At 44.4% G+C, this 26528-nt stretch carries 27 protein-coding genes; 10 read left to right on the top strand and 17 right to left on the bottom strand.

Features of this window, described 5'->3' with window-relative positions; genetic code table 11:
* Positions 1–65: 65 nt before the first annotated feature.
* The 5 genes from AC3WTL_RS16650 to hprK form a co-directional block, all read right to left on the bottom strand.
* Positions 66–617, bottom strand: a complete 552-nt coding sequence (locus tag AC3WTL_RS16650) for an acyltransferase (RefSeq protein ID WP_222498984.1) — start codon at positions 615–617, stop codon at positions 66–68.
* Entirely contained in the window at positions 614–1261 is a 648-nt protein-coding gene (gene ppaX / locus AC3WTL_RS16655) for a pyrophosphatase PpaX (RefSeq protein WP_135147905.1), read from the bottom strand. Before ppaX ends, AC3WTL_RS16650 begins: the two co-directional genes overlap by 4 nt.
* On the bottom strand, positions 1251–2198 hold the full coding sequence (locus AC3WTL_RS16660; RefSeq protein WP_163142230.1) for a nucleoside recognition domain-containing protein: 948 nt from the start codon (positions 2196–2198) through the stop codon (positions 1251–1253). Before AC3WTL_RS16660 ends, ppaX begins: the two co-directional genes overlap by 11 nt.
* 24 nt (positions 2199–2222) lie before the next feature.
* Positions 2223–3047, bottom strand: coding sequence for a prolipoprotein diacylglyceryl transferase (gene lgt / locus AC3WTL_RS16665; protein WP_206701282.1), 825 nt, complete (start codon positions 3045–3047; stop codon positions 2223–2225).
* A gap of 121 nt (positions 3048–3168) precedes the next feature.
* A complete protein-coding gene (hprK, locus tag AC3WTL_RS16670; RefSeq protein ID WP_061793405.1) occupies positions 3169–4104 on the bottom strand; it encodes an HPr(Ser) kinase/phosphatase in 936 nt (311 codons plus the stop codon).
* 351 nt (positions 4105–4455) lie between these two features.
* Here hprK and AC3WTL_RS16675 point away from each other — a divergent pair, with 351 nt between their 5' ends.
* From AC3WTL_RS16675 to AC3WTL_RS16705, 7 genes are all read left to right on the top strand, one after another.
* Complete coding sequence (locus AC3WTL_RS16675; RefSeq protein ID WP_163142224.1) at positions 4456–5835, top strand: PTS transporter subunit EIIC; 1380 nt, start codon at positions 4456–4458, stop codon at positions 5833–5835.
* A gap of 231 nt (positions 5836–6066) precedes the next feature.
* Positions 6067–7137: a DUF871 domain-containing protein gene (locus AC3WTL_RS16680; RefSeq protein WP_492369755.1), complete on the top strand. Its 1071-nt coding sequence runs from the start codon at positions 6067–6069 to the stop codon at positions 7135–7137.
* Entirely contained in the window at positions 7137–8036 is a 900-nt protein-coding gene (gene murQ, locus AC3WTL_RS16685; RefSeq protein WP_248349550.1) for an N-acetylmuramic acid 6-phosphate etherase, read from the top strand. Before AC3WTL_RS16680 ends, murQ begins: the two co-directional genes overlap by 1 nt.
* A 186-nt stretch (positions 8037–8222) precedes the next feature.
* Complete coding sequence (nagA, locus tag AC3WTL_RS16690; protein WP_248349551.1) at positions 8223–9413, top strand: N-acetylglucosamine-6-phosphate deacetylase; 1191 nt, start codon at positions 8223–8225, stop codon at positions 9411–9413.
* Positions 9410–10144: a glucosamine-6-phosphate deaminase gene (nagB, locus tag AC3WTL_RS16695; RefSeq protein WP_248349552.1), complete on the top strand. Its 735-nt coding sequence runs from the start codon at positions 9410–9412 to the stop codon at positions 10142–10144. The genes nagA and nagB overlap by 4 nt, the downstream gene beginning before the upstream one ends.
* Positions 10145–10176: 32 nt before the next feature.
* Positions 10177–10908 carry a GntR family transcriptional regulator gene (locus AC3WTL_RS16700; RefSeq protein WP_248349553.1) on the top strand — a complete coding sequence of 244 codons (732 nt, stop codon included), beginning with the start codon at positions 10177–10179 and terminating at the stop codon, positions 10906–10908.
* A gap of 105 nt (positions 10909–11013) precedes the next feature.
* Entirely contained in the window at positions 11014–11679 is a 666-nt protein-coding gene (locus AC3WTL_RS16705; protein ID WP_248349554.1) for an N-acetylmuramoyl-L-alanine amidase, read from the top strand.
* Positions 11680–11718: 39 nt separating this feature from the next.
* Here the strand turns inward: AC3WTL_RS16705 and AC3WTL_RS16710 are convergent, their stop codons facing one another.
* From AC3WTL_RS16710 to AC3WTL_RS16750, 9 genes are all read right to left on the bottom strand, one after another.
* Positions 11719–12078, bottom strand: a complete 360-nt coding sequence (locus tag AC3WTL_RS16710) for a phage holin family protein (protein ID WP_048009336.1) — start codon at positions 12076–12078, stop codon at positions 11719–11721.
* 3 nt (positions 12079–12081) lie between these two features.
* The gene (locus AC3WTL_RS16715; RefSeq protein WP_197205134.1) at positions 12082–12276 is read right to left on the bottom strand and encodes a PspC domain-containing protein; all 195 of its coding nucleotides are present in this window, start codon (positions 12274–12276) and stop codon (positions 12082–12084) included.
* Positions 12277–12726: 450 nt separating this feature from the next.
* On the bottom strand, positions 12727–13836 hold the full coding sequence (locus AC3WTL_RS16720; protein ID WP_048009338.1) for a DUF4097 family beta strand repeat-containing protein: 1110 nt from the start codon (positions 13834–13836) through the stop codon (positions 12727–12729).
* A 23-nt stretch (positions 13837–13859) separates the two neighbouring features.
* Entirely contained in the window at positions 13860–14174 is a 315-nt protein-coding gene (locus AC3WTL_RS16725; protein WP_163142209.1) for a magnetosome magnetite crystal formation protein family, read from the bottom strand.
* 349 nt (positions 14175–14523) lie between these two features.
* A complete protein-coding gene (locus AC3WTL_RS16730) occupies positions 14524–14868 on the bottom strand; it encodes a hypothetical protein (RefSeq protein WP_035329260.1) in 345 nt (114 codons plus the stop codon).
* Between the two features lie 415 nt (positions 14869–15283).
* Positions 15284–16102, bottom strand: coding sequence for a DUF459 domain-containing protein (locus AC3WTL_RS16735; protein ID WP_492369756.1), 819 nt, complete (start codon positions 16100–16102; stop codon positions 15284–15286).
* 121 nt (positions 16103–16223) lie between these two features.
* On the bottom strand, positions 16224–19100 hold the full coding sequence (uvrA, locus tag AC3WTL_RS16740; RefSeq protein ID WP_492369757.1) for an excinuclease ABC subunit UvrA: 2877 nt from the start codon (positions 19098–19100) through the stop codon (positions 16224–16226).
* Between the two features lie 7 nt (positions 19101–19107).
* Positions 19108–21087: an excinuclease ABC subunit UvrB gene (uvrB, locus tag AC3WTL_RS16745; RefSeq protein ID WP_048009341.1), complete on the bottom strand. Its 1980-nt coding sequence runs from the start codon at positions 21085–21087 to the stop codon at positions 19108–19110.
* Positions 21088–21480: 393 nt separating this feature from the next.
* Positions 21481–21717, bottom strand: coding sequence for a DUF2198 family protein (locus tag AC3WTL_RS16750; RefSeq protein ID WP_492369758.1), 237 nt, complete (start codon positions 21715–21717; stop codon positions 21481–21483).
* A gap of 149 nt (positions 21718–21866) precedes the next feature.
* Between AC3WTL_RS16750 and AC3WTL_RS16755 the strand changes: the two genes are divergently transcribed.
* Positions 21867–22142 carry an alpha/beta-type small acid-soluble spore protein gene (locus AC3WTL_RS16755; RefSeq protein WP_492369759.1) on the top strand — a complete coding sequence of 92 codons (276 nt, stop codon included), beginning with the start codon at positions 21867–21869 and terminating at the stop codon, positions 22140–22142.
* 154 nt (positions 22143–22296) lie between these two features.
* Here the strand turns inward: AC3WTL_RS16755 and AC3WTL_RS16760 are convergent, their stop codons facing one another.
* Together AC3WTL_RS16760 and AC3WTL_RS16765 are read right to left on the bottom strand one after the other, a co-directional pair.
* Entirely contained in the window at positions 22297–23505 is a 1209-nt protein-coding gene (locus AC3WTL_RS16760) for a M20 family metallopeptidase (protein ID WP_492369760.1), read from the bottom strand.
* Positions 23506–23946: 441 nt separating this feature from the next.
* Entirely contained in the window at positions 23947–24720 is a 774-nt protein-coding gene (locus AC3WTL_RS16765) for an SDR family oxidoreductase (RefSeq protein ID WP_248348643.1), read from the bottom strand.
* A 220-nt stretch (positions 24721–24940) separates the two neighbouring features.
* Here AC3WTL_RS16765 and AC3WTL_RS16770 point away from each other — a divergent pair, with 220 nt between their 5' ends.
* Positions 24941–25423: a spore coat protein gene (locus AC3WTL_RS16770; protein ID WP_048009350.1), complete on the top strand. Its 483-nt coding sequence runs from the start codon at positions 24941–24943 to the stop codon at positions 25421–25423.
* A 13-nt stretch (positions 25424–25436) separates the two neighbouring features.
* A complete protein-coding gene (locus tag AC3WTL_RS16775) occupies positions 25437–25934 on the top strand; it encodes an Hsp20/alpha crystallin family protein (protein ID WP_222498045.1) in 498 nt (165 codons plus the stop codon).
* On the opposite strand, the gene AC3WTL_RS16780 is transcribed toward AC3WTL_RS16775, so the two are convergent.
* Positions 25931–26428 (bottom strand): GNAT family N-acetyltransferase, encoded by a 498-nt coding sequence (locus tag AC3WTL_RS16780; RefSeq protein ID WP_248348641.1) that lies wholly within the window; start codon positions 26426–26428, stop codon positions 25931–25933. The genes AC3WTL_RS16775 and AC3WTL_RS16780 overlap by 4 nt on opposite strands.
* Positions 26429–26528: the final 100 nt, after the last annotated feature.

Genomic DNA, 26528 nt, shown 5'->3' on the forward strand with positions numbered 1-26528 from the left:
CTTATATAGTTTGTTCTTTTTTCGACAGGTTATTTGAAGTTATTGATTAGAAAAACTCCGCCAGCCTAAGCAAGCGGAGTTTTCTTTTTATCTGTACCATATATGGGATCGTCCGCCCAGCGAGCGCCAAGCTCTTCCTTTGTATAGATGACACGCATCGGATTGCCGCCAACGAACGCACCGGACGGGACATCCTTATGGACAAGCGTTCCGGCTGAAATAATGGCACCATCACCGATTGTGACACCCGGCAGTATAGTTGAGTTAGCGCCAATCATGACTCCACTGCCAATTTCAACCCGGCCGAGGCGGTATTCCTTAATCAGATATTCATGAGCAAGGATTGTCGTGTTGTAGCCGATGACCGTGTTGCGGCCGACGCTTATTTTTTCCGGGAACATGACATCCAGCATCACCATTAGTGCAAATGATGTCTGGTCCCCCACCTTCATTCTCAGAAAATTACGGTAGAGCCAATTTTTCATTCCCAGAAATGGCGTATAGCGCGCAAGCTGAATCACAATAAAGTTTTTGACCACCTTCAGGAACGGAACCGTTTTATACACATGCCAGAGAGAATTGCCTCCCTCTACCGGAAAACGCTCCGTTTTTCTCATTGATTTTCTGCCTCAAGGATATCGAGCAGGTCAGCCATATTGTCCAGCATATAATCCGGTTCAAAGCGCGCAAGGAATTCGCGGCCTTTCGCTGTCCAGGCAACACCAGCCGTTTTCGTGCCGGCGTTTTTTCCGCCATCGATATCGTGTGAATTATCGCCGACCATAATGGCTTCCTCCGGCTTCGCATCCAGCAGGCTCAACGCCTTCAAGATTGGCTCCGGATCCGGCTTTGGCTTATCCACATGATCAAGCGTGACAACCACATCGAAAAACTGATCAAGATTAGTCAGCTTTAAGCCCTTTTCAACTACATTGGAAACTTTCGTCGTAACAATGCCCAATTTATAGCCTGATTCTTTTAAAGCCCGAACCGTTTCAAACACGCCGTCAAACTCCTTCACCAGCACGTCATGGTTCTTAATATTGTACTCCCGGTAAACCGAGATCATTTCCTCCACTTTTTCCGGGTTGATGGTCTCAAATGTTTCATGCAGGGTCGGCCCCATGAACGGAAGTACATCTTCCCGCTGATAGCGGTCAGGATAATATTTTCCGAGCGTATGCAAAAACGAGGAAATAATCAATTCATTTGTATCAATTAGTGTTCCATCTAGATCAAACAATAGTGTGTTAATGCTCATATGTTGCTTCCTTTCTTTTTGCCAGATCAGCACGGTTCCAAATCATCGCCACCACCAGTGTCAGAATGATCGCCACACCCAGGCGGATCAGCAGAAGCGGCAAGACCGGAATGCCAAGCGGCACGAAAATCAGTGTATCTTCAACGACCGCATGACAGGCTACAAGGAAAATAAATGCAATCGTTACATCTTTTTTGCTGACGCCATCTTCCTCTACAGCCTGGATCATGACACCCGCCCCATAAGCAAGGCCAATCAGCAATCCGGCTGCAAGGGTTGTAGACGTATTTTCTTTCATTCCAAGTCCCCTTGTCACAGGCGCCATCCATCTTGAAAAGACAGCAAGCCATTGCTTATCTTTTAAGATCTGAATAATGATCATCAGCGGAATGACGATGATGGCAAGCTGGAGAATGCCGAGCAAAGCAGTCTGCAGTGCATCCAGCAGGATTGGCAATGCCCCCGACATCTGCTCTTCTTTTGCCGGAATAAATCCGTACTTAGCCGTTTCGGATCCGCCCTGCCAAACAAGGTTGATAACAATGGCACTCAACAGCGCCAATCCGAAACGGACGGTAAGAACGACCCAAAGCTTAACGCCAACCTTCAAAGCGACTCCCGTTTCAATCAGCATATTATGTGAAAACGACAGCATGACGGCAATAATAAACACTTCTTTAACCGTTAAATCGAGCGTAAGGATAGCTCCAATTCCGGCATACAAATTCAAGAAGTTCCCCAAAACAAGCGGTATGGCTGCATCTCCTGACAGCCCGATAAGATTCATAAGGGGTGTGATCAGCTTGATAACCCATGGAAGCACCGGCGTATGCTGCAGCAGTGCCACAATCAGTGTGACCGGGAATATGACTTTCCCGAGTGTCCATGTTGTTTTTAAGCCGGCCATCAGCCCCTTTTTGGATGATTCAACCAGCATCTCTAATACTCTCCCCTATGTGTGTTATTTCCCCTCGGCTTTATCCAAATAACGAGCTTTGGCAAGACCTTCTGCTCTTCTATAAAAAATCAGAACCAGCGCTACAATAATAAGAACGATAGATATTGTCTGAGCAATTCTTAAATTCTCAGTAAGCATCAGGCTGTCGGTACGGAGGCCTTCTACGAAGAAACGTCCGATCGAGTACCAGATAACATACGAAAGGAAAAGCTCTCCGCGCCTTAAGTTTGCTCTTCTTAATAAAATAAGGATGATAAATCCAATGATATTCCAGATGGATTCATATAAAAACGTCGGATGATAATAAGCTCCGTTAATATACATCTGGTTAATGATAAATTCAGGCAGATGCATGTTCTCCAGAAACGCCCGGCTGACTTCCCTCCCGTGCGCCTCCTGATTCATGAAGTTGCCCCAGCGGCCGATTGCCTGCCCCAAAATGATGCTTGGCGCTGCAATATCAGCAAGCTTCCAGAACGAGATTTGCTTTTTCTTTGCGAAAACATAAGCGGTGATGACAGAACCAATTAAAGCTCCATGAATGGCAATTCCGCCATTCCATATTTTGATGATTTCACCCGGGTTCTGCGAGTAAAAATCCCATTGAAATATAACATAATAGATCCTTGCGGAAATAATCGCAATGGGAATGGCCCACAGCATTAAATCGGCAAAGATGTCCTTAGGGAGTCCCCTTCTTTCCCCTTCCCTCATCGCGATAATGAGAGCCAGTGCAATGCCGAGGCCGATAATCAGACCATACCAGTGGACCTGAATCGGCCCAAGGGAAATGGCAATCGGATCTAACGGCTGAATATTGTTTTCCATGATCACTTCTCCTTTCGAAAAGCGCAAGGCGCCCTTTATCTATTCTTTTTTGAAGCCTGATGAGGTTTTACAGCTTTCAATCAAACGTTTGATTGAAAAATGGTTGACCTGTTTTCACAGATTAACGATCATCATGGTCTCCGTCTTCAATTACATCTGAGAGGCGGTTCGTGAACTGTTCCGCTGCATTCATTCCCATTCTCTTTAAGCGGAAGTTCATGGCAGCCACCTCAATGATGACAGCGAGATTTCGTCCGGGTCTAACCGGAATGGTCAGTTTCGTAATCTCCGTATCAATGATTTTCATTTTTTCTTCATCAAGGCCGAGACGATCGTACTGTTTTTTCGGGTCCCACAGCTCCAAATTCATAACCACAGAGATTTTTTTATAGCTGCGGACAGCTCCAGCACCGAACAGTGTCATAACATTGATAATGCCGAGACCGCGGATTTCAAGCAGATGTTCAATCAATTCGGGTGAATTTCCCACCAGGTAATCTTCATCTTCCTGCCTGATCTCCACACAGTCATCCGCAACAAGGCGGTGTCCGCGTTTTACTAATTCGAGTGCCGTCTCGCTTTTACCTACTCCGCTTTTACCTGTTATCAGCACCCCTACCCCATAAATATCAACAAGGACGCCGTGAACAGCTGTCGTTGGAGCAAGCTTGCTTTCCAGAAAATTTGTCAGCAAACTGGAAAAACGGGTCGTTTTTTGCTTGGAGCGAAGCAGCGGAACCGATTCTCTCTCGGCTGCTTCAATCAGTTCTTCAGGGATATCAAGTCCTCTCGTCACGATTATGCCGGGCGTAATATCTGTACAGAGGCGTTCAAGCCGGATTTCCCGCTCAGAATTTGTTAACGTTTCAACGAAAGACAGTTCCGTTTTTCCGATCAATTGAACGCGTTCAGCCGGATAATAATCAAAATAACCTGCCATCTCCAAGCCCGGACGTGAAATATCACTCGTTGTAATCGGCCGGTTTATGCCCTCCTCTCCGGCAATCAATTCAAGCCCAAATTTTTCTATAATATCTTTCGTGCGCACTTTTACCAAAATAAGTTCCTCCTTTAATGCTGGCACTGCCGGATGATCTCTTTATATGTAACTCTTTAATTCTTTAAGTTCATGAAGTTTCACTCTATTTTAGCACTTTTTAACCCAGAACCAAATTTCTGAAATCGAATTTTTTAAAATTAACACTAGGCCCATTTGCTTAATCCTCTTTAAAAAGGACAATTTTCAGGATTGTTATGCGTATAAATATGATGACATGCCCATATAAAAATATATAAATGGTATAGACAACTATACTGAACCTTGTTAAGATGGGGATGTAAGCGAATTCATTTATTTTTTTAGCTCTTATTACGTTTATTCATTTTAAAAAAAGAGGGGGAAAAGCTCATGCGGAAAGAAGAACGTTTGGCGAAAGAGATTACGGAGCAGTTGGGCGGCACAGGCAATATTGCGGAACTGGCCTCCTGCATGACCCGTCTTCGCGTGAAGCCGGTCGATGAAAGCAAAGTCAATCTGAATGGCATCAAGGATATTGACGGCGTTATGGGTGTTGTGGAAGCAGAAACACTCCAAATCATACTGGGACCAGGAATCGTCACCAAAGTAGCTGACGAAGTTTCCAGAATGACAGGCAAAAATGTTTCTTCCGTTGATGATGAAGAAGAGATTGACACTTCATTGGAGGGACTGGCAGCCCGGACGAAAGCCGGACTCAATGAGAAAAACGCTACACCGTTCAAGCTGTTTTTACGAAAAATTGCAAGTATCTTCATCCCGCTGATCCCGGCTATCGTTGCTTCCGGTTTGATAGCAGGGATCAATAATGTAATTATCAAATCAGGCGGAGATCCGGAATCTACTCTTGTGCAAATGCTTGATCTGATTGGCTGGGGTTTATTCGGTTACCTGGGGGTATTTGTTGGTATTAACACAGCAAAGGAGTTTGGAGGATCTCCTGCTCTGGGCGGTGCGGCCGGTATTCTATTAATTAATCCAGGCCTTGCCAATATCACTTTGTTCGGTGAAGCGCTGGTGCCGGGCCGCGGAGGGCTTATCGGAGTCATGCTCGCTGCTGCATTGGTGGCCTTTTTGGAAAAAAGAATCCGCAGAGTCGTTCCTTCAGCTGTTGATATAATCGTAACACCGACACTTGCATTATTAATTACAGGCTTTGCAACCTTCTTCATCCTGCAGCCTGTTGGCGGATTCCTGTCAGATATCATTACTAAAGGCCTGCTTGGCATACTTGATGTCGGCGGCATTCTGGCTGGATTAGTACTTGCCGGAACATTCCTTCCTTTAGTTGTAACTGGTTTGCATCAAGGTTTAACACCAGTTCACATGGAATTGATTAACTCAATCGGCGATGACCCGCTGCTGCCGATTCTTGCAATGGGCGGTGCAGGCCAGGTAGGTGCGGCATTCGCCATTTATTTCAAGACAAAAAATGCCCGTCTGAAGAGAGTCATTAAAGGCGGACTTCCGGTTGGAATGCTTGGAATCGGCGAACCGCTTATTTTCGGGGTTACCTTGCCGCTGGGACGCCCATTCCTGACAGCATGTCTTGGAGCTGCTGTCGGCGGTGCTTTCCAGGCGTTCTTCAAAATTGCTACAGTAGCCATCGGGGTTTCCGGCATACCGCTTGCCTTCCTCGTTCACACCAATCAAATCATACTGTATCTGATTGGCCTATTAATTGCCTATGCTTTTGGCTTCCTGTTCACATGGCTGTTCGGATTCAAAGAGGAAATGGCTAAAAATATATAAAAGCGGAAGCGCCTTGTCCACCCCGACACCTCGAGGGGCTAGGCGCTCCTCCTAAAAGCTAACGCTTTTAGTCGTGGATGATGATGCTGTCGAAGCGTTCCTTGTGGAGCTAGACAGTTATCCATACTCAAGATTTTATATTTTCTAATTTAGGAGAAGGAGGAGCCATTCCTCCTTCTTTACTTATGAGTCCCCGTTTTTACAAAATTCAGATTTAAAGAGGTGACCAGGATGCTTGGAATATCAGTTTACTTATCAGAAGAGCGTCAGTATCAAAATGCGGAATGGATAGAAAGGGCGGCTTCTCACGGCCTCACTTCCATTTTCACATCCCTCCATATTCCCGAAGATGACCACAGCACTTATAAACATTTACTTCAGAATCTTGGGGCTTTGGCAAAGCAGCATCATATGGAACTCCTCGCAGATGTTTCTCCCCAATCATTGGACCATTTAGGATTGGACTGGGATTCGATTGATACACTTCTCGAATGGGGCCTTACCGGAATCCGGGCTGATTATGGCTTCACTTCTGAACAGATTGTTGAACTCTCAAAAAAAATGAAACTTGGTATCAATGCCAGTACGATCTCTGCTGAAGAATTGCATGAGTGGATGGAACTGGGATTAAAAACCAATAATATAGAAGCCTGGCATAACTTTTACCCGCGGCCGGAAACCGGTTTGAATAAAGACTTTTTAATAGAGCGAAATAAGCTCCTAAAAGGCATGGGGATAACTACCATGGCATTTGTACCTGGAGACGGGGAGTTTCGCGGGCCCCTTTTTGCCGGTTTGCCTACTCTTGAAAAACACCGGGGCTCGTCACCTGCTGCTGCTGCGGCTGAACTGCTGAACAGCTGCTGGACAGACAAGGTATTGATAGGTGATCATTCTGTAAAAGATAGGACTCTTGCACAGCTGGCGAAAATTGCGGAAGGTGCCGTGCCTCTCCGGATCGAGCTGATCGGCGAACAAATCTATGAGGATCTTCTTAACAAACCTCATACAAATCGGATGGATCCTGCCCGGGATGTTGTCAGGTCGGTTGAATCAAGATCCTATGCCGGGCAGGGATCAAATAAATGGGAACCTGTAAACCAGCTGGAACGTAAAAAAGGCAGTGTCACAGTTGATAATATTCTATACGGCCGCTACGCAGGAGAGATGCAAATTATATTAGCAGATCTCCCTCATGATGAACGCGTGAATGTAATCGCCAGAGTAATAGAAGAAGATATGCCCCTGCTGAATCAGATTAAGGCAGGAACTAAATTTCAATTAATAGTGAGGGATAAATAATGAATATTACAAAGCTGAATACAGAGCAGCGAAACCCAAAAACAATGGAAATAGATTTAATGACAACAGAAGAAATTATTACAATCATAAATCAGGAGGATACAATTGTTCCTAATGCCATCGCAAGAGAAATCCCTCACATTGTAAAAGTGGTGGATGAAATTACGGAGAGCTTTAAAAAAGGAGGCCGCTTGATTTACGTTGGAGCCGGCACCTCAGGACGTCTTGGCATTATCGATGCTTCAGAATGTCCGCCGACATATGGAACAGACCCTGAAATGGTTGTCGGCATTATCGCCGGGGGCAAGGAAGCCATGACCGAGGCGGTTGAAGGTGCTGAGGATGACAGTGAACAGGGACGCCAGGATGTCGCCGATATTCAATTATCAGACAAGGACGTGCTTGTCGGCATTGCGGCGAGCGGCCGTACGCCATACACGATCGGAGCTCTTCAATACGGAAACGAAGTCGGTGCTATTACTGTTTCAGTTGCCTGCACCAAAGATTCCGAAATGGGGAAAATCTCTAAATATACGATTGCACCTATCACAGGTCCGGAAGTGGTTACAGGCTCTACAAGAATGAAAGCAGGCACTGCACAAAAGCTCGTCCTGAACATGCTAACGACAGCATCCATGATCAAGCTGGGAAAAGTGTACGGCAATTTAATGGTAGATGTGCAGATGACAAATGAAAAGCTGTTTAAGCGTGCTGAGAATATCGTTAAAATGGCTACAGGTGCATCTGATGAAGAAGCCCGGGCTGCACTTAAAGAACAGAACTATCATACGAAGGCCGCCATTCTTCAGATTTTAACAGGATTAAAAGGTGAAGCAGCCGCCGAGCTTCTGAAAAAGCATAATGGCTACTTACGGGAAGCAGCTGCGGATACAAATTAATCATTTTTTGGTATGTATTTCTCCTAAATCTCAAATAAATAGGATAGGAAGCGTCCGATCGCCTTCTATCCTATTTTTAGTTGTATAGACCAAAAAGTGTTAGAAAGTTAAATCCTTGAACTGGTATAGACATCTCAGCACAAACCTTTTATAATAAAAGTATCATTCAAACGGAGATGAACTGAAATGAGCCGTATATTACTGAAAAATGCCAGAATCCTTCTGGAAAACAGCACGATTGATAAAGGTTTTATTTTAATAGAAAATGAGCATATCCTGAAGACTGGAACCTTGGAGGAGCTTCCTGCCATCGGCCAGGATACAGAAATTATAGAACTTTCCCCTGAGCACACAATCAGTCCGGGGTTTATTGATGTCCACATACATGGCGCTGGCGGTGCCGATACGATGGATGCTACATTTGAAGCGCTGAACACAGTGGCCGGCGTTTTGCCTGAAGAAGGGACTACAAGCTTCCTGGCCACAACCATCACACAGGAAAAAGAGAAAATAGAAGCTGCACTGATCAATGCGGCTCACTTTCAAAAAGAACAAAATACTCCCGGCAAGGCGGAAGTAATCGGAATTCACCTGGAGGGACCGTTTATTAACGAAGCAAGAGGAGGAGCCCAGCCGAAGGATCATATCCTGGAGCCTGATATTGAACTCTTTAAGCGCTGGCAGGAAGCAGCGGACGGAACGATCAAACTGATCACACTGGCACCAGAAAAAGCTAATGGCTATGAATTTATCCGCTATTTAAGTGAAAATGGCGTTGTCCCTTCAATCGGCCATAGTGATGCCATTTTTACCGAAATGGAAAAGGCTGTTCAGGCTGGAGCTAAACAGGTGACCCACCTGTTTAACGGAATGAGAGGCATGCATCACCGTGAACCTGGTGTTGCCGGCGCTTCGCTTTTATTTAAGGAATTGATCGTTGAAATGATCGCTGACGGCATCCATGTCCGGCCAGAGATGATCAAGCTTGCACTAAACGCCAAAGGCGCTGATGGTATGATCCTGATAACCGATTCGATGAGAGCCAAATGCCTGAAAAATGGCCATTATGATCTTGGCGGACAGGATGTAAAGGTCGAAAATGGCCAGGCACTGCTTGCTGACGGCACATTGGCTGGAAGCATCTTAAAAATGAAAGACTCCATAAAAAATATGATTGACTTTACAGATATACAGCTGCATGAAGCTGTCCGGCTTGCGAGCAGCAACCCGGCCAGACAGCTCAATATTTTCGACCGGAAAGGCAGCATTTCAGAAGGCAAGGATGCGGACCTGGTTGTACTCGATGAGAACCTTGAAGTTGCCATGACCTTCTGCCGAGGCGTCAAAGCCTTCGAACGTGAGGTGAAAGGGAATTGAAAATCATTCGAACAGCCGATTATCACGATATGAGCCGAAAAGCTGCCAGGCTGGTGATTGATAAAGTCCGCCGGCAGCCTGATATGACATTAGGGCTTGCAACCGGCAGTACACCAAAAGGAGTTTATGCCGAACTGATTAAAGATCATCAGGAAAATGGCACTTCTTATGCAAAAGCCACGACGATTAATTTGGACGAATATATCGGCCTGCCCCCAACTGATCCTAATAGCTACAGGCATTTCATGAATAGCGAACTATTTGATCATCTGGACATCAAGCTCGAAAACACGCATCTTCCCAATGGAGCCGCAGAAGATATGTCCAGGGAATGCGAACGGTATGAACAGCTGATCAAGGATCTGGTGGACATTGATCTCCAGGTGCTGGGAATCGGACGCAACGGACATATCGGATTCAATGAACCGGGCACTGCCTTTAACAGCCGTACGCATGTCGTGGACCTTGCGGAAAGCACGCGTAAGGCTAACGCAAGATTTTTCAGTTCTATAGAAGACGTTCCAGCCCAAGCCATTACAATGGGAATCGCTTCGATTCTTGATAGCCGGGAAATCATCCTGCTCGCATCAGGTTCAGCCAAGGCAGAAGCCATCAGACAATTGGTTAACGGAGAGCCTGATGAACAGTTTCCCGCGTCAGCCTTGAAGCATCATCCGAATGTAACCATCATCGCTGATGAAGAAGCACTTAGCCTCGTCAGTCAGGATTGATGATCAGTACTAATAGTGATAGGAGAATTTCCATGATCGATAAGCAATCACCCATCCCGATATATCACCAATTGGAAGAGTATATTAAACAATTAATAGAAAACGGCAAGTTAAAGCCTGATGAAGCCATTCCTTCTGAGCGCGAGTATTCGGAGCAATATCAGATTAGCCGAATGACAGTCAGACAGGCATTAAATAACCTTGTCAACGATGGCTATTTATACAGGCAAAAAGGGCGCGGAACTTTTGTCAACAAGCAGAAGGTCGAACAAAAGCTTCAGGGATTAACCAGCTTTACGGAAGATATGAAAGAGCGCGGCATGGTGCCGAGCAGCCGCCTAATATCATTTGAAATCATTCCGGCCGAGCCTCAGCTGGCGAGAAAGCTTGATATAAAAGAAAACACACCGGTATATGAAATCAAACGGGTGCGGATGGCAGACAGCCTGCCCATGGCGCTGGAAACCACCTACTTGCCTGCCAATCTCGTTAAAGGGCTTACGGAAGAAATCATCAACAAGTCACTTTATCAGTATATCGAAGAAAAATTATCCCTTACCATCAGGGAAGCCACCCAGCAGATTGAAGCCTCAATCGCTAAGGAAACGGAGGTAAACCACCTGCAGGTAGACCCTGGATCTCCTGTACTGCTTATCGCCCGCACTTCCTTTTTAGAGGACGGCACGCCTTTTGAGCTTGTAAAATCAGCATACCGTGCAGACCGCTACAAATTTGTTCATACGATGCAGCGCGCTGCAAAATAGGAGAAAGCCCTTAGGGTTTCTCCTATTTTCATTTTACCATGTCCTTTTGGAAGGTTTGTCCATATTATATAGATGAAGATATTTTTATCAGAAAGGAGCGATCAGATGAAGATCATATTGGATGCCGGACATGGATATAGCACCCCAGGCAAACGTGGCCCTGATGGAATAAGAGAATATGAATTCAACCGTGCAGTCGCCAGCCTTGCAAAGGAGATGCTGGGAAAGTATCAGAATACAGAAGTTTTCTTTGCCCACTCCGATGAACAGGACGTGCCGCTTGTCGAAAGAACCTCTCTGGCAAATACTCAAAACGCTGACTGCTATGTGTCCATCCATGCCAATGCGTACGGAACAGGCGAATGGAACAGCGCAGGCGGTATTGAAACATATGTCTACCCTTCCAAGCCTAGAGAAGCATTGGCATTAGCCCAAAAGATCCAGCGAAACTTAATCAGTTCTACAGGCTTGCGGGACCGGGGAGTTAAAACAGCTGATTTCCATGTGCTGCGTGAGACAAAAATGACTGCAGTTCTTGTGGAATGCGGGTTTATGACCAATAAAGAGGAAGCCTCCCTTCTCCGGACCCCCATTTACCGAAAACGCTGTGCACAGGCTATTGCAAAAGCAATTGCCGAACAATACTGCTTAAGAAAGCATGATAGAATCAAACAATACAAAGTTCAAGTTGCCTTTTCCGAAAAGCAGCTCGCCGAGAAGCTTGCCGGAAATCTGCAGAAGGATGGCTTTAATGCGACGATTATTGAATAGGAAAAAGCCAGCATTATGGATGCTGGCTTTTTAACGCATTTATTTTTCCCTCGCCGGTTCCAGGATTGCTTTTTGAATGATCAGGTTAACGATAGACATAATCACCGATACCAGAATCGCTGTGCCAAACCCGGCAATTTCAAAAGAATCACCCATAAATCCATCCGTTATCATAAGCGTGACAGCATTGATGACGAACAGGAACAAACCGAGCGTTAAAACAGTTACGGGAAGAGTTAAAATAATAAGGATTGGCTTCACAAGAATGTTCAGGATAGAAAGCATGAAGCTGGCACCAACGGCAGCCCCAAATCCCGACAAATAAAACGAATCCTTGAAAAAACCTGCGATCGCTACAAACAGGACCGCATTTATCAATATTCCCAGGATCCATCTCATTTCCTACAGCACCTCTTCATTCGGAAGCACAAACACAAGCAGAGCATAAACGAGTGTCATTGGAAAAACGCCAGTTGTAAATAATAAAACAATGAAAATCACCCTGAGTATGGTAGCGTCTATTCCGATCGATTTTGATAAGCCGCCCAATACTCCCGCTAATTTCCGGTTGCTGCGTGAGCGAATTAATTTATTCATTAAAAATCCCTCCTATCAAGAAAAGCGGAAGGCGCCCGCTTATAAAGGAACGCAGACTAAAACCGCCACGTCCTGTGGCAACGTCTGCATGACCCGCATCCTCCCAAAAGCTGTCGCTTTTGGTCGTGCGATGTTTACGCTGACGAGGCCTTCCTTGTCCTGCGGGCCTCAAGCATAAGATAAGCCGGCTGAAAGGTTGTTCTTTAACATTTTGGCCGGATTGAAAGAAATGTTGAGGCGACTGCCCAGGGACGACCAGCATAAGACGGTCCCTGTAAGAAGGTGTTTTTTCCTTCTGGAAGGGAACGTCTTATGACCTCGAGTCCCTAGGAGCTGAAACAAGACAAGCTTATGACCTCGAGCCGATGGTGCCTGGAGCTAGACAGTAATCTAACTTCCGAAATGATACATTCTATCAAGAAAAGCGGAAGGCGCCCTTTCCACTACATTTTACCAGGCAGTTGACCGCTTGATTGTGATGGCACCTGTCTTTGAGTCAGCCCGCAGCTTAAGTCCGCTGCCGCTTTCTTTTACAGATTTAAAACGCATCATTTTCTGAATCACTTCGCTCTTTTCTTCTATTACTTCAATACCCTCAATGTCAGGATGGAAACTGCCCAGATTGGTGCGAAGCTCTCCGCTGACAGCAGCGAAATCCGGAACAAACAGATCGATGCTGCCCGTCGCTGCCTTCGCTTCGATCCATTCGCAGCGCTCATTTTCTGCCCTGCACGTTACATTTCCATTAAAGGATTGCAGTTCAGCTTTTTTGAAGTCTCCATCAGCCAGAATGGCGCCATTTAATGTTTCGGCTTCCACATGATCGATCCGGCTTTTTTGAATGGTAATCTGCCCGTTGGCTGTCTCAGCCTCCACATTACGGCTGTTCAAATCACTAACCGTTATTTTTCCATTAGCCGTTTTCGCTTTAAAGTTTTCCACTGATAAGTTTTGGCTTTCAATCGGCCCATTAAACATGCGGATTTTCACATTTTCATATTCAGACTTTGGAATATAGATGACTGCTTCAAGCTTCATCCATTTTTGCTGAGTCGAAAATCTCAGCCTCTGCCCTTCAATGGCAAAAATAACATCCTTCAGAAAATTCCTGCGGGCTTCATCCTGATTATCCACACGATAGACCTTGGCCTTGCATTCAACACGCACATCACTTTGCTCCCACGGAATTACCTTAACTGTTCCATTGGCAACATCAATGTCCAGATCTTTTAAGTATGCGTCTGCATGCTGAAATATATGAGAGATTTCAACACTTTTCCCAAAATTAAAATCAAGATCCAGATCCTTCACTTTCTTAAATGCTGAATCTACAAAATCAATGATTTTCTCCTTGGCACTTTGATGCTTTGAGCTATATGGCTCACCTTTTTTAGCTTCTTCAAACTTAACCTCAGCAGATAGCTCCTTAATTAAGTCTTCCTGCTTCTGTTCCATCGTCTGATTTGTTTGCTCAAGCTGTTCCAGCAGAGTTAAAGCTTCATCAACTGTAAGCTTTCCATCCTCGACCATTTTCAAAATACGTTTACGTTCCTCTTTCATTTTCTGGCCCTCCTCTATTAGTTCTATTCCTGTATCAGGACTTTTACCCCTTTAATGATATTCCATATAAATACAATTAATAGCAGAATGATTGTGATGCCGACAGCTGCAAGAAAAAATACCGGAATTTCCTGATCATATACTGTAAACTGAGTTACCGCTGCAAAAACAATGAATGGAACAGGAACCAGCGGGATCAAATGTGATAAGAATGCACTCTTTGCATGCCGCTTCACTTCCCTGTCTTCTGAAGCAAAAAATACAATAAGCGGAAAAATAAATCCTGCGAACATAATGCTAAAATAACTTAAAGCAGATAGAACCTTTCTTGTTTCCAATGTTCTCAGCTCCTTTATCTGTGTAATACGGAACTGGCGCGGTAAAAGTTTCAGCTTCCTCTTCATTATAGAAAATCAACGGAGCATTTTCCTCCATATTCTTAAAAATACATCTGCAGGCTGATGGGCTCCATGGCCTCAAGTCTCATAGCCTTTTCTATAAAGTGAAACTTAATCAGTGGGGGGGTTCCTTATCCCCCACTGATTGTTAGTTGAACCAATCGGGCCTTTACGGGCAGTTTGACCCCCACTTATCCTCCTTTGATTCCTTTAAGTCTTGAAGTGGGGGTCTTACTGCCCGTTAGACTGCGATAAAAAAACCGCCTTTTATTCAAAGACGGTTTATTGGCTATTTATAGGCAGCTGCCAGGTCGGTGCGCGGCGCTTCCTTCTTTTTCACTTCGTCGATCTTATTGACAAACATCTGGAAAACCTTTCGTTTTTCATCCAAATCACGTATGTACTCTTTCAATTCGTTATACTTCTCTTCAAAAGGCTTATGATACATTTCACGGATATTATCAATGATCTCTTCGTTCACAGTAGATTGGATAACCTGCTTTGTAATTCCGTATTTGTAGGAATATACTTTCAGCTCTTTTTTAACATCCTCGTATTCATTATTAATCTGGTCCAAAACTTCAGAAATATCTTCTTTCCATTCTTCCAGTGACTTCGCTAAATAATCCTCCATAATGACCTCCCCTTCTGTTTCCAGACAATAGTTTCCCTTATATAGGAGTATAACGCTGCTTGGTTACACAGATTTTGCTGGAACATTACATTGTGTTATCAATTAAAAGGAGGAAATATTGTCTGTTAATGTGGGAGTGTTGATTTCCGCTGCCTGCACTCAGCAAACCCGCGGGGCAGGTGGTGAGCCTCCTCGACGCTCTGCGTCTGCGGGGCCTCACCTGTCCCGCTACTCCCGCAGGACTTTGAATAAGCATCCACGAATAATCACCGCACGAAGAAAATGCGGCAGCATTTTCGAGGATCTCGCACCTTCCGCTCCAATCAACACACAAAAATATCATATTAGCGTTTTCACAGCATATAAGAAAACAGAGTCTACGCAGAAGCAATTTTTATAAGACATAACCAAGAACTTAAAATGAGTAATTATCTATAATTTTTTCAGCAATCAGCTCATAACCCTTTCCGTTTGGATGAAGGGAATCAGCGAAGTATTGTTTTTTGTTTTTTCCCTTGAACAGTTCATTGGTGGAAATGTAGGTGATATGTTTATCTTCTGCCGCTTTTTTTCTGATGGATTTGTTCCAATGGTCAATATACTTTTCAATCCGGTCGCCGTCAGGATAAGGATTGTATAGTCCAATCAGGATAACAGGTGCATCACTGTTGGCGGTTTCGAGTGTTTCCAGGATCCCATTCAGTTTATCTTCATATATGTCCTTAGCTTCAACAAGATTTTCGTGATGGAGCGGATACAGATCCCCGCCGTTGCTTTTCAGCAAATCGTTTGTGCCAATATATACAATGAACATATCTGCATTTTTGATATCATCTGCCACTTTCGGTTTGAGCATTTGCTGGAGAACATCAGACGATTTATAGCCATACACTCCATGATTTGTTATTCGGTAATTCTTATCCTGATATTCCTTATCCAGCTTGCTCTGCAGCCTCCCAATATAGCCCTCTTCTGTTTCATCTCCATATCCATAGGTAAGGGAATCCCCAAAAGCAACAATCATTTGGCTGCTTTCCGCTTTTTTCTCATCTCCAAGGAATGTGATGGAAAGATAGATGCCGATCCCTAACAGGATAATGCCTGCTAAAAGGTAAATTTTATTTTTCATAGTGTATGTTCCTTTCTTGGTTGAGATAAGTGATGGCTGCTGCAGACGCATGTTCTTTACCCCGCATCCCAGTTGTTTAATCTCATTTCCAAAAGAAAAGCGCAAGCGCCTTGCCCACCCCCGACAACTCGAGGGGGTAGGCGCTGGAGCTAGACAATACTCAAAGTTAAAATTATACTTCCTTATTATTAAAAGAAGCAGTACCAAAACGGTACTGCTCCTGTAATTAAGCGTTTGTCACGCCCTCTTTTTCTTTTATTTGCTGTTTCATTCTCTGACGGTCTCTTTCCAAAATCGGCTTAAGATATTTGCCTGTATAGGATTCCGGAACTTCCGCAATTTTTTCCGGCGTACCTGCGGCTAAAATGGTGCCGCCCTTATCTCCACCCTCAGGCCCAAGGTCGACGATATAATCAGCGGCCTTGATGACATCGAGATTATGCTCGATAACCAGTACGGTATCTCCATTTTCAACCAGACGCTGAAGGACCACTAGCAGTCTTGAGATATCATCCACATGAAGACCTGTTGTCGGTTCATCAAGAATATATAAGGAGCGGCCCGTTGAACGGCGGTGCAATTCGGAAGCGAGCTTCACACGCTGCGCTTCACCGCCTGACAATGTTGTCGCAGGCTGCCCTAATGTGATGTAGCCCAGGCCAACATCATAAATCGTCTGCAGCTTGCGGCGGATCTTAGGAATATTTTCGAAAAACTCCAGTGCATCTTCCACCGTCATATCGAGAATCTCCGATATATTTTTCCCTTTATATTTAACTTCAAGTGTTTCCCTGTTATAGCGCTTGCCATGACAGACTTCACATGGCACATACACATCAGGGAGGAAGTGCATTTCAATCTTAATGATTCCGTCTCCGCGGCATGCTTCACATCGTCCGCCTTTTACATTGAAGCTGAAGCGCCCCTTTTTATAGCCCCGAACTTTTGCTTCATTGGTTGAAGCAAATACATCGCGAATATCATCAAACACTCCTGTATAGGTTGCCGGGTTGGAACGGGGTGTCCGCCCGATTGGAGACTGGTCAATATCAATGACTTTATCCAGGTGATCAATACCTTTTATCTCCTTATGCTCACCCGGCTTAGCTTTGGCTCTATGAAGCTTCTGGGCAAGCCCTTTATGAAGAATTTCATTGATTAACGTACTTTTTCCTGAACCGGAAACACCCGTAACAGAAATAAAGGTGCCGAGCGGGAACTTAACATTCACATTTTTAAGATTGTTTTCTTTAGCCCCTTTAATTTCGATAAAGCGTCCGTCGTTCTTGCGGCGCTCAATTGGAAGCGGAATGAACTTCTTGCCTGACAGATATTGCCCTGTCAGGGAGTTTGGATCGTCCATTACCTCCTGAGGCGTACCCGCTGAGACGATTTGTCCTCCATGAACTCCCGCTCCCGGGCCCACATCAATTAAATAGTCGGCTGCCACCATTGTATCTTCATCGTGTTCCACCACGATCAGGGTGTTGCCGATATCACGCATATTTTTGAGCGTATCAATCAACCGGTCATTATCACGCTGATGGAGACCAATGGAAGGCTCGTCCAGAATGTAGAGTACACCCGTCAGGCGCGAGCCAATTTGTGTAGCCAGGCGAATACGCTGGGCTTCACCACCTGATAAAGTTCCCGCTGCCCTGCTTAATGTCAGGTAATCAAGCCCGACATTGATGAGGAACCCAAGCCTTTCCTTAATCTCACGGAAAATAAGATTGGCAATCTTCATTTCTTTTTCAGACAATGTCAGATTCTCAAAGAAGCTGAATGCTTCCTCAATCGAATATTCTGTTACATGGCCAATATGCTTTCCGGATACAAGGACAGCAAGTGTTTCCGGCTTCAGGCGGTAGCCTTTGCAGGTAGGACATGGATGCTGGGCCATGTATTTCTCCATTTGCTCCCGGATATAATCAGAGCTTGTTTCTTTATAGCGGCGCTCCACATTGCGGATGACACCTTCAAAACGAATATAATTCTCCCTTACCTGGCCAAAGTCGTTTTCATATCGGAAATAGACACTGTCCTTGGCGGATCCATATAAAACTTTCTCAAGCAAGTGTTCAGGGATATCCTTAACCGGCACATCCATATCAATCCCATAATGATTGCAGACGGCCTCAAGCAGCTGAGGATAATATTGAGAGCTTGTCGGTTCCCATGGCGCAATGGCATTCTGCTTTAATGAAAGATCTTTATTAGGTATTACCAGATCAACATCAACCTCAAGCTTAGAGCCCAATCCATCACATTCCGAACAGGCACCAAATGGACTATTAAATGAGAACATTCTTGGTTCAAGCTCACCGATTGAAAACCCGCATTGGGGGCAGGCATGGTTCTCGCTGAACAGCAGTTCTTCTTCCCCAATTACGTCCACAAGCACCTTGCCATTGCCCAGATTCAAAGCAGTTTCCAATGAATCTGCAAGCCTTGGCGCTACGCCTTCTTTTACGACAATGCGGTCGATTACTACTTCTATTGAATGCTTTTTGTTTTTTTCCAGCTCAATCTCTTCACCGAGATCCATCATTTCTCCGTCGACACGGACACGGACGAATCCCTGCTTTTTCACATCCTCGAACACTTTTACATGTGTCCCTTTTCGGCCGGAAACAAGGGGAGCCATAACCTGGAGCTTTGTTCTCTCGGGGTATTCCATAATCCGGTCAACCATTTGTTCAATGGTCTGTGAAGAGATTTCGATATTGTGAATCGGACAGGTGGGACGCCCCACCCGTGCAAATAATAATCGCAGATAATCATAAATTTCTGTCACTGTTCCCACTGTGGAACGAGGATTTCGGCTTGTTGTCTTTTGGTCAATCGAGATTGCCGGAGACAGTCCTTCGATCGCGTCCACATCAGGCTTATCCATCTGACCGAGGAATTGCCGTGCGTAAGCAGATAATGATTCCACATAGCGGCGCTGACCTTCTGCGTAAATTGTATCAAAGGCCAGAGAGGACTTTCCTGAACCTGAAAGTCCGGTCAGGACGACAAGCTTATCTCTTGGAATGGTGACATCTATATTTTTCAGATTATGGGCTCTGGCACCCTTTACAATCAGTTTATCCATCGCCATTTTTTCGTCATCCTTCCGCTTTCAGCTCTAATATTAAATCACGAAGCTCGGCAGCCCTTTCGAAATTGAGGGATTTTGCCGCTTCCTTCATTTCTTTTTCCATATCGCCTATCAGCTTCTCGCGCTCTTTCTTGTTCAGCTTGCCGAGCTTTGCTGACGGCTGGTATTCTTCCTGCTCTTCTGCCGCATGGGTTGCACGGATCGAATCGCGAATATCCTTCTGGATAGTCATTGGCGTGATGCCATGCTTCTCATTGTACTCCTCCTGAATGGAACGGCGGCGCTTTGTTTCACTGATGGCTTTTTCCATGCTGTCCGTAATCCGGTCTGCATACATGATGACATGGCCGTTTGCATTACGCGCTGCACGCCCAATCGTCTGGATGAGTGAACGTTCTGAACGGAGGAAGCCTTCTTTATCAGCGTCCAGTATGGTAACAAGGGATACTTCAGGAATATCCAGTCCCTCCCGCAGAAGGTTGATCCCGACCAGCACATCGTACTTGCCAAGGCGAAGCTCCCGGATAATCTCAATCCGCTCAAGCGTTTTTACCTCTGAGTGCAGGTACTGGACTTTAATGCCGATTTCCTTTAAATAGTCTGTTAAATCCTCAGACATTTTCTTCGTTAAAGTGGTAACAAGAACACGTTCGTTTTTCTCAACACGATCCTGGATTTCGCCAATGAGATCATCAATTTGACCTTCGATTGGACGGACATCAATTGTAGGATCAAGCAGACCGGTTGGACGGATAATTTGCTCAATCATTTCAGGTGTATGCTCAAGCTCATAAGGGCCGGGTGTTGCCGAAACAAAAACAGCCTGCTTCACATGCTTTTCGAATTCGGTAAACGTGAGCGGCCTGTTATCCATCGCTGAAGGCAAACGGAAACCATGGTCCACAAGCACAGATTTTCTTGCTTGGTCACCATTAAACATACCCCGGATTTGCGGCAGAGTTACGTGCGATTCATCAATCACAATCAAAAAGTCTTCCGGAAAGTAATCAAGAAGGGTATAAGGTGTTGAACCAGGGGGTCTTAACGTAAGATGACGTGAGTAGTTTTCGATTCCGGAACAAAAACCCATCTCCCTCATCATTTCAAGGTCATAGCGGGTCCGCTGCTCGAGGCGCTGTGCTTCAAGAAGCTTATCGTTTTCTCTTAATTCAGCAAGGCGCACTTCCAGCTCTTTTTCAATGTTCTGGATGGCAATCCGCATTTTTTCTTCACGCGTTACGAAGTGGGATGCCGGGAAAATCGCAACATGTTCACGTTCACCCATTATTTCACCTGTAAGGGCATCCACTTCACGGATCCGGTCTATCTCGTCTCCGAAAAATTCCACACGGATACAATGCTCATCCCGTGATGCCGGGAAAATCTCGACTACATCTCCGCGTACACGGAAGGTACCGCGCTGGAAGTCGATATCATTGCGCTCGTACTGGATGTCAACGAGCCTGTGAAGAAGCTGGTTCCTCTCAATTTCCATTCCGGTTCTGAGGGACAGCACCATTTCACGGTATTCTTCAGGTGAACCCAAACCATATATGCAGGAGACACTGGCAATAATAATGACATCATTCCGCTCAAACAGGGAGGAAGTCGCTGAGTGGCGAAGCTTATCTATTTCATCATTGATGCTCGCATCTTTTTCAATAAAAGTATCTGTAGAAGGCACATACGCCTCAGGCTGATAGTAGTCATAATAGCTGACAAAATACTCAACCGCATTGTTTGGAAAAAAGTCCTTAAATTCACTGTATAGCTGTCCTGCGAGTGTTTTATTATGGGCAATAACAAGCGTTGGCTTATTTACTTCTTTTATTACATTCGAAATCGTGAAGGTCTTACCCGTTCCTGTCGCACCCAGAAGTGTCTGGTGTTTCTTGCCGGAATTGATTCCCTTCACTATTTCTTTTATTGCCCCCGGCTGGTCGCCCTGTGGGGAATATTTTGAGACTAATTCAAATTGATCCTTCACCTAAAAGCCTCCCGTTCTAATTACTTTTATCTATTTATTAATCACAAACCAGCCTTGAAATAATTTAAGATCCGGGATGCACCGCTGATTTGTCAGTTTTTTACTCAAAACTCATATCATCATTCTACCACAAAGAGCCTAAAACAAACCAATAATATGCGAACGGATATTCGTTTTTTTGTTTTTACTAAGAAAATATTGCTTGGGAAATATGCCGAATTATTGAGAGGGTTGTCGAAGAAAGGTTAATCAAACGTTTGATTGATTGCCTTGAGTTTAATCAAACGTTTGATTGAACTTCATTATAAGCTTATATGACGTATGCCTAATTACAGTTTTAACTCATTAAATAAAAAACCTGTCGATAGGTTTGTTCGACAGGCTCTGCAAAATTCATTCCGCACTTGGCTTGATTTTCGGCTTCAATTTTTGGGCATACCAAAACCCGACAGTCAGTGAAAGTGCGTCTAAAACGATTAAGGCAAATGAATTGGTGTAGCCTTTATATACAGAAGCAGCAATAAGCCCCACCGTCAGCACCAGCCCGATCACACGATTATAGCTGACTCTCGTAAGAAACAATACCAGCAGTCCAGGAAGCAGAAGAGCTGACAAGTATTTTAATGCCATTTAAAACACCTTCTTTTGATTTTTCACAAAAATTCAAGGTTTCTACCATTAGAATAGCTTTTCACCGGAGGATGTACAAGTTTTTTCAGTGTTAATCCAAACGTTCTTTCACATAATAAGAAAAAGAACTTATTATGGAGGAATGCATCATGGCCAGAAGAAAAAGACGCCCGCTAGTACCGGAATCAAGAGGTGGATTGGACCAGCTGAAAAATCAGGTAATGGCAAACCAGGGATATCATGTTGACAGAGAAAATCCTGACGCAGTGAAATATGAAATTGCTGAGGAGGCAGGTGTGCCTTTGAAGCAAGGTTACAATGGCCGGCTTACATCCAAACAGGCAGGAACTGTTGGCGGAAAGATTGGCGGCAGCATGGTGAAGGAACTTATCCGGATGGCACAGGAACGGATGAAGGAAAAGTAGGCTAATGTGAAATTCGGGAAAAGGATGTTGAAATTCGGGAAACGAACACTTGATTTGAGGAAAAGACTCAGCAAACTAGGGAAACACCCCTCAAATATGAGGAAAACACTCACAAAAAAGAGGAAAAGCTATCCGCAAAAGATAGCTTTTGTTCTTATTCAGCAGCTTTTCGCTCTAAAAATTCCTGTTGAATGGATTTAAGCAGTTCCGGGTCCGTTACCAGCTTGAATGCTGTGAGAGCCAGCCCCTTTGCTCCTGTTATCAGCGCTTCATCACCTTTTTCAGATGCGGCGGCTTCCCGGAACGGAACTGTATGGGCAACAAGATCATCCGCACCAATTTTAATATAAGGGTGAATGGCTGGCACCACCTGGCTGATGTTGCCGGCATCCGTCGAACCGATTCCATCCCGGTCCCCTTCCACTACGATTTCTCCCAAGTCTTCAATCACTTCTTTAAACACCTGGTCATATGTCTTGTTTAACAGCAGGTTATCTACTTCGTTTTGAAAAGCAATCACATTCAGCTTGGCTCCTGTTGCCAGTGCTGCGCCTTCTGCGACAGCTTTAACCTTCCTTGTTACCTCATTTAAACCTGTTCTGGTTGAAGCACGGATGAAGAATCTGGCTTTTGCATACTCAGGGATAATATTTGGTGCATCCCCGCCATGTGTAATAATTCCATGGATTCGCACATCATCCTTCAATTGCTGACGGAGAGCATTTATTCCGTTGAACAGCTGAATGACTGCATCCAGAGCATTGATTCCTTCCTCCGGTGAAGCTGCTGCATGGGCAGGCTTTCCGATAAATTCGAAGTCAAGCGGATCAACTGCCAGTGATGAACTGGTCAGGCGGGTATGGTTTGATGGATGAACCATAAGGGCGGCATCAATGCCTTCAAGCAATCCATGCTTCACAAAGCTTCCTTTTGCACTTCCATTTGGCCCGCCTTCTTCCGCCGGGGTCCCCAATACTACTGCTTCTCCTCCGGTCTCATCAATAACCTTGCTCAATGCAATGGCTGCTGCCACACTTGTCGTGCCGATAATATTATGGCCGCATCCATGGCCCAGCCCGGGAAGGGCATCGTATTCTGCAAGAAAAGCAATGGACGGCCCCGGTTTAGCGGATTTTTTCCGGGCCAGGAAAGCTGTTTCATGACCGGCCACTGCCCGCTCTACATCAAATCCTTCCTGCTCAAGAATGCCTGAAAGCAAGCCCGAGGCAAAAAACTCCTCATTCCCTATTTCCGGGTTTGCATGGATCTGGTGGCTTGCGGAAAGGTAAAGTTCCTTGTTATCATCAACATTCTTCCTGATTACTTCTTTCAGTTCGGATAGTGCTTTTACAGGTGCCGTCATTATTGTTCCTCCTTTTATAAAGTGAAACTTCAATCAGTGGGGGTTTTCCTTATCCCCCACTGATTGTTAGTCGCGTTCTAGTGTCGCTAAGATCTCCGCTAGCGCTTCGATCAATCGACACTACGAACCCGATTGGTTCAACTAAGCCTCTGCCTGCGCGTCGGCAAGTTTCACTGTATCTCACCAATCGGGCCTTTACATTATAAAGCGAGGCGACTTGCCCAGGGGTGACAAGCATAAGACGAGCAGCTGGAGGGAAGTGCCTTTCTTCCCACCAGCTGATTGGCTTATGACCTCGAGCCCCTAGGAGCCGCAGCTAAATTGGGCAGTTTGACCCCCACTTATCCTCCTTTGATTCCTCTGAGTCTTGAAGTGGGGGTCTTACTGCCCGTTAGACTGCGATAAAAAGGCAGAAGAATACGGTTCTTCTGCCTTTTGCTTTCATTCCTGATAAATTTTCCCCAGGACGTCTTTTCCGCCAGTAACCGGGATTATGCTTCCTGTAATAAAATCGGATTTTTCATCGGTCAAAAAACTGATTACACGGGCAATATCCTCACCTGTACCCGGCCTTCCGACTGGTGATGCATGATCATGAACCTTCGCAGCTTCTTCAATATTTCTTTCCTTCCATTCACCGATAATATCTCCCGGACAAACCATATTTGCGGTAATTCCGTTACCGGCCTCTTCAATTGCAATGGATTTCGTTAAAGACGCTGCCCCCGTTTTTGCAGCCGCGAATGCAGAACGGTATATCCACCCAGATGCTGATTCTACACGATCAAAGCCTATCGTGATAATTCTTCCCCATCCATTTTCCCTCATTTTCGGTATAAACAACTTGGATAAATAAAAGACCGCATTTAAGTTGCCATTAATAAGGTAATTCCATTGTTCAAAAGAATAATCCAGCATCTCTTTTCTTTCGTGCACATAAGGACCGGCATTATGTATGACTATATCGATGATTTGAAATTCATTAAGAGCTTTTTCGGACATCTTTACACAGTCCGCCGGTAAAGAAATATCTCCCTGCAAAGCAATATTTTTAGTGCCGAATTTTTCGGTCAGTTCCCTGCACAATGAGACAGCTTCCTCTTGACTGCTACGGTAATTGATCACCAGATCGATGCCTTTAGCGGCAAGCATATTCGCTGTTCTTTTCCCGATCCCTGTTGCCCCTCCCGTGATTAAAGCTGCTTTATTTCTCACAAAATTACCCCTTAGTATTTAATTATTTTGTATACATCGATACCAATATAGTAGTAATTACAGTGTATTAATGCAAATAATAAGAAGCTTTCGCCCATGATGCAGCAGTACTAGCAAAAGAATCCTTTATTAACAGATAGGCATTTATCTGCATAGAATATATGGCATAGTATTGAATCATCAGCCGTTGCGGCAGTTTAGCAAGGAAAGGATGAGAAGGATGTTTCCGTGGAATCTTTTTCCATTTAATAAAGATATGAAGAATCCTCCCAGCCAAATGAAACCGGAGGAAATTGATAAATATATTAAAAATATCATGGGTCAAATGTTTCCTCAGAATATGCAGGGAATGACTGGAGCACCGGATTTTATGAAAGGCTTTAATGCCGCAGCACCCGGAACAAATCAACAGCCAAATTCTGCACCACTTAATTCATCCGTCTTCGAAACCCATGATTATGTTTTTGTGAGATTTCCAATAAAAAACGAGGAATGGTTAAAAGAAATGAAGCTTTATCACACCTCCAACCAAATGATTATCGAACATATTCCCGATAAAGACGATAAACATATCATTACCCTCCCTGCCATTGTCAGGAAAAAAGGATCATCCGCCAGCTGCAAAGAGGGCTATATGGAGATAAAAATACCTAAAAATATCGATATGCAATATTCAGAGATAGATGTAACGGAAATATTATAAAGGGGGCCTCCTTATGGAACTGGAAAAATGGAAAGATTTAATCAAAATGACCGCACAATATCAGGATCAGGATTTCTGGGAAACGCTTATTTCACCTGGGGATTCCAATCATAATAAGAAACTTTCTTTTTCAGGCCTGGAGCAGGAAAAAATAAATCATTTTCTGTCTAATCAGGAAATTTTTCCGCGCTGTGATATGTATGAGAACAATGGCAAGATCAAAATCGAAGCAGAGCTACCCGGTATAAACAAAAATGATATTAAAGTATCTCTTGTACAAAATGAACTAATTATTAAAGGTAAATGTTCAGCATTTCAGCAGCACTTGCGCTATTTTCTGAAAGAAAGACATAGCAGATCTTTTGAAAAAGTTCTGACACTCCCTATGCCTGTTGATAAATATTCGATAGAATCTTCATTTGAAAATGGGATACTTTCCATTTCTCTTCCCATCTTATTCGAAGAGGAAGAAATAATACCCATTTTTGTAAAGAGTGAAGAGCAGCTTTAATCAAGCAGCTTATCATAGCAGTAAAAAGGATTTTCCCGATCCATGAAGATTGTACCTGCTTTAACATATCCATTTTTCTCAAATAACCTTTGAGCCTTTTTATTCAGCGAGTATGTATCTGTTCTCATATACAATATCCCGTTATTCACTGCATGATCTTCAGCAAATGCAATTAACCTGCTCGCAATCCCCTCGCCTCTTATCTCAGGATCTACGGCGAGACGATGAAATACAAAGCAGGGCTCATCTCTTCTCCATGAGGCATTTTTATATTCCTCCGCCTGGATTTGATCGACAGTAATGGAACCTGCGACATTTCCTTCAAAGATGGCAGTGTACAAACTGCCTGCTTCCACATCAGCTAAAAAATCTTCATTCCGGGGATAGGTCCTGTTCCATTGATCATTCCCCTCAGATTCCATAATGCTGACCGTCTTCTGGACAATTTCTATTATTTCCTTCAAATCGGCTTTTGTTCCTTTTCTAATTTCCATTTAAATCACCTGTTGTTTTTCATTTTTAGCAGCTCTTACTAATGTTCCAATGAATGATTGAATACATACATGGAGCTGAAGTTCATACTATATTGAATAA

The organism is Cytobacillus sp. EB106-05-05-XG126 (genome assembly GCF_058791715.1).

What these genes read in the sequence shown, in the direction of transcription:
- AC3WTL_RS16650 (WP_222498984.1), bottom strand. Translation starts at nt 617, where the DNA reads ATGAGAAAAACGGAGCGTTTTCCGGTAGAGGGAGGCAATTCTCTCTGG.
- ppaX (WP_135147905.1), bottom strand. Translation starts at nt 1,261, where the DNA reads ATGAGCATTAACACACTATTGTTTGATCTAGATGGAACACTAATTGAT.
- AC3WTL_RS16660 (WP_163142230.1), bottom strand. Translation starts at nt 2,198, where the DNA reads ATGCTGGTTGAATCATCCAAAAAGGGGCTGATGGCCGGCTTAAAAACA.
- lgt (WP_206701282.1), bottom strand. Translation starts at nt 3,047, where the DNA reads ATGGAAAACAATATTCAGCCGTTAGATCCGATTGCCATTTCCCTTGGG.
- AC3WTL_RS16675 (WP_163142224.1), top strand. Translation starts at nt 4,456, where the DNA reads ATGCGGAAAGAAGAACGTTTGGCGAAAGAGATTACGGAGCAGTTGGGC.
- AC3WTL_RS16680 (WP_492369755.1), top strand. Translation starts at nt 6,067, where the DNA reads ATGCTTGGAATATCAGTTTACTTATCAGAAGAGCGTCAGTATCAAAAT.
- murQ (WP_248349550.1), top strand. Translation starts at nt 7,137, where the DNA reads ATGAATATTACAAAGCTGAATACAGAGCAGCGAAACCCAAAAACAATG.
- nagA (WP_248349551.1), top strand. Translation starts at nt 8,223, where the DNA reads ATGAGCCGTATATTACTGAAAAATGCCAGAATCCTTCTGGAAAACAGC.
- AC3WTL_RS16700 (WP_248349553.1), top strand. Translation starts at nt 10,177, where the DNA reads ATGATCGATAAGCAATCACCCATCCCGATATATCACCAATTGGAAGAG.
- AC3WTL_RS16705 (WP_248349554.1), top strand. Translation starts at nt 11,014, where the DNA reads ATGAAGATCATATTGGATGCCGGACATGGATATAGCACCCCAGGCAAA.
- AC3WTL_RS16710 (WP_048009336.1), bottom strand. Translation starts at nt 12,078, where the DNA reads ATGAGATGGATCCTGGGAATATTGATAAATGCGGTCCTGTTTGTAGCG.
- AC3WTL_RS16715 (WP_197205134.1), bottom strand. Translation starts at nt 12,276, where the DNA reads ATGAATAAATTAATTCGCTCACGCAGCAACCGGAAATTAGCGGGAGTA.
- AC3WTL_RS16720 (WP_048009338.1), bottom strand. Translation starts at nt 13,836, where the DNA reads ATGAAAGAGGAACGTAAACGTATTTTGAAAATGGTCGAGGATGGAAAG.
- AC3WTL_RS16730 (WP_035329260.1), bottom strand. Translation starts at nt 14,868, where the DNA reads ATGGAGGATTATTTAGCGAAGTCACTGGAAGAATGGAAAGAAGATATT.
- uvrA (WP_492369757.1), bottom strand. Translation starts at nt 19,100, where the DNA reads ATGGCGATGGATAAACTGATTGTAAAGGGTGCCAGAGCCCATAATCTG.
- AC3WTL_RS16750 (WP_492369758.1), bottom strand. Translation starts at nt 21,717, where the DNA reads ATGGCATTAAAATACTTGTCAGCTCTTCTGCTTCCTGGACTGCTGGTA.
- AC3WTL_RS16755 (WP_492369759.1), top strand. Translation starts at nt 21,867, where the DNA reads ATGGCCAGAAGAAAAAGACGCCCGCTAGTACCGGAATCAAGAGGTGGA.
- AC3WTL_RS16760 (WP_492369760.1), bottom strand. Translation starts at nt 23,505, where the DNA reads ATGACGGCACCTGTAAAAGCACTATCCGAACTGAAAGAAGTAATCAGG.
- AC3WTL_RS16770 (WP_048009350.1), top strand. Translation starts at nt 24,941, where the DNA reads ATGTTTCCGTGGAATCTTTTTCCATTTAATAAAGATATGAAGAATCCT.
- AC3WTL_RS16775 (WP_222498045.1), top strand. Translation starts at nt 25,437, where the DNA reads ATGGAACTGGAAAAATGGAAAGATTTAATCAAAATGACCGCACAATAT.
- AC3WTL_RS16780 (WP_248348641.1), bottom strand. Translation starts at nt 26,428, where the DNA reads ATGGAAATTAGAAAAGGAACAAAAGCCGATTTGAAGGAAATAATAGAA.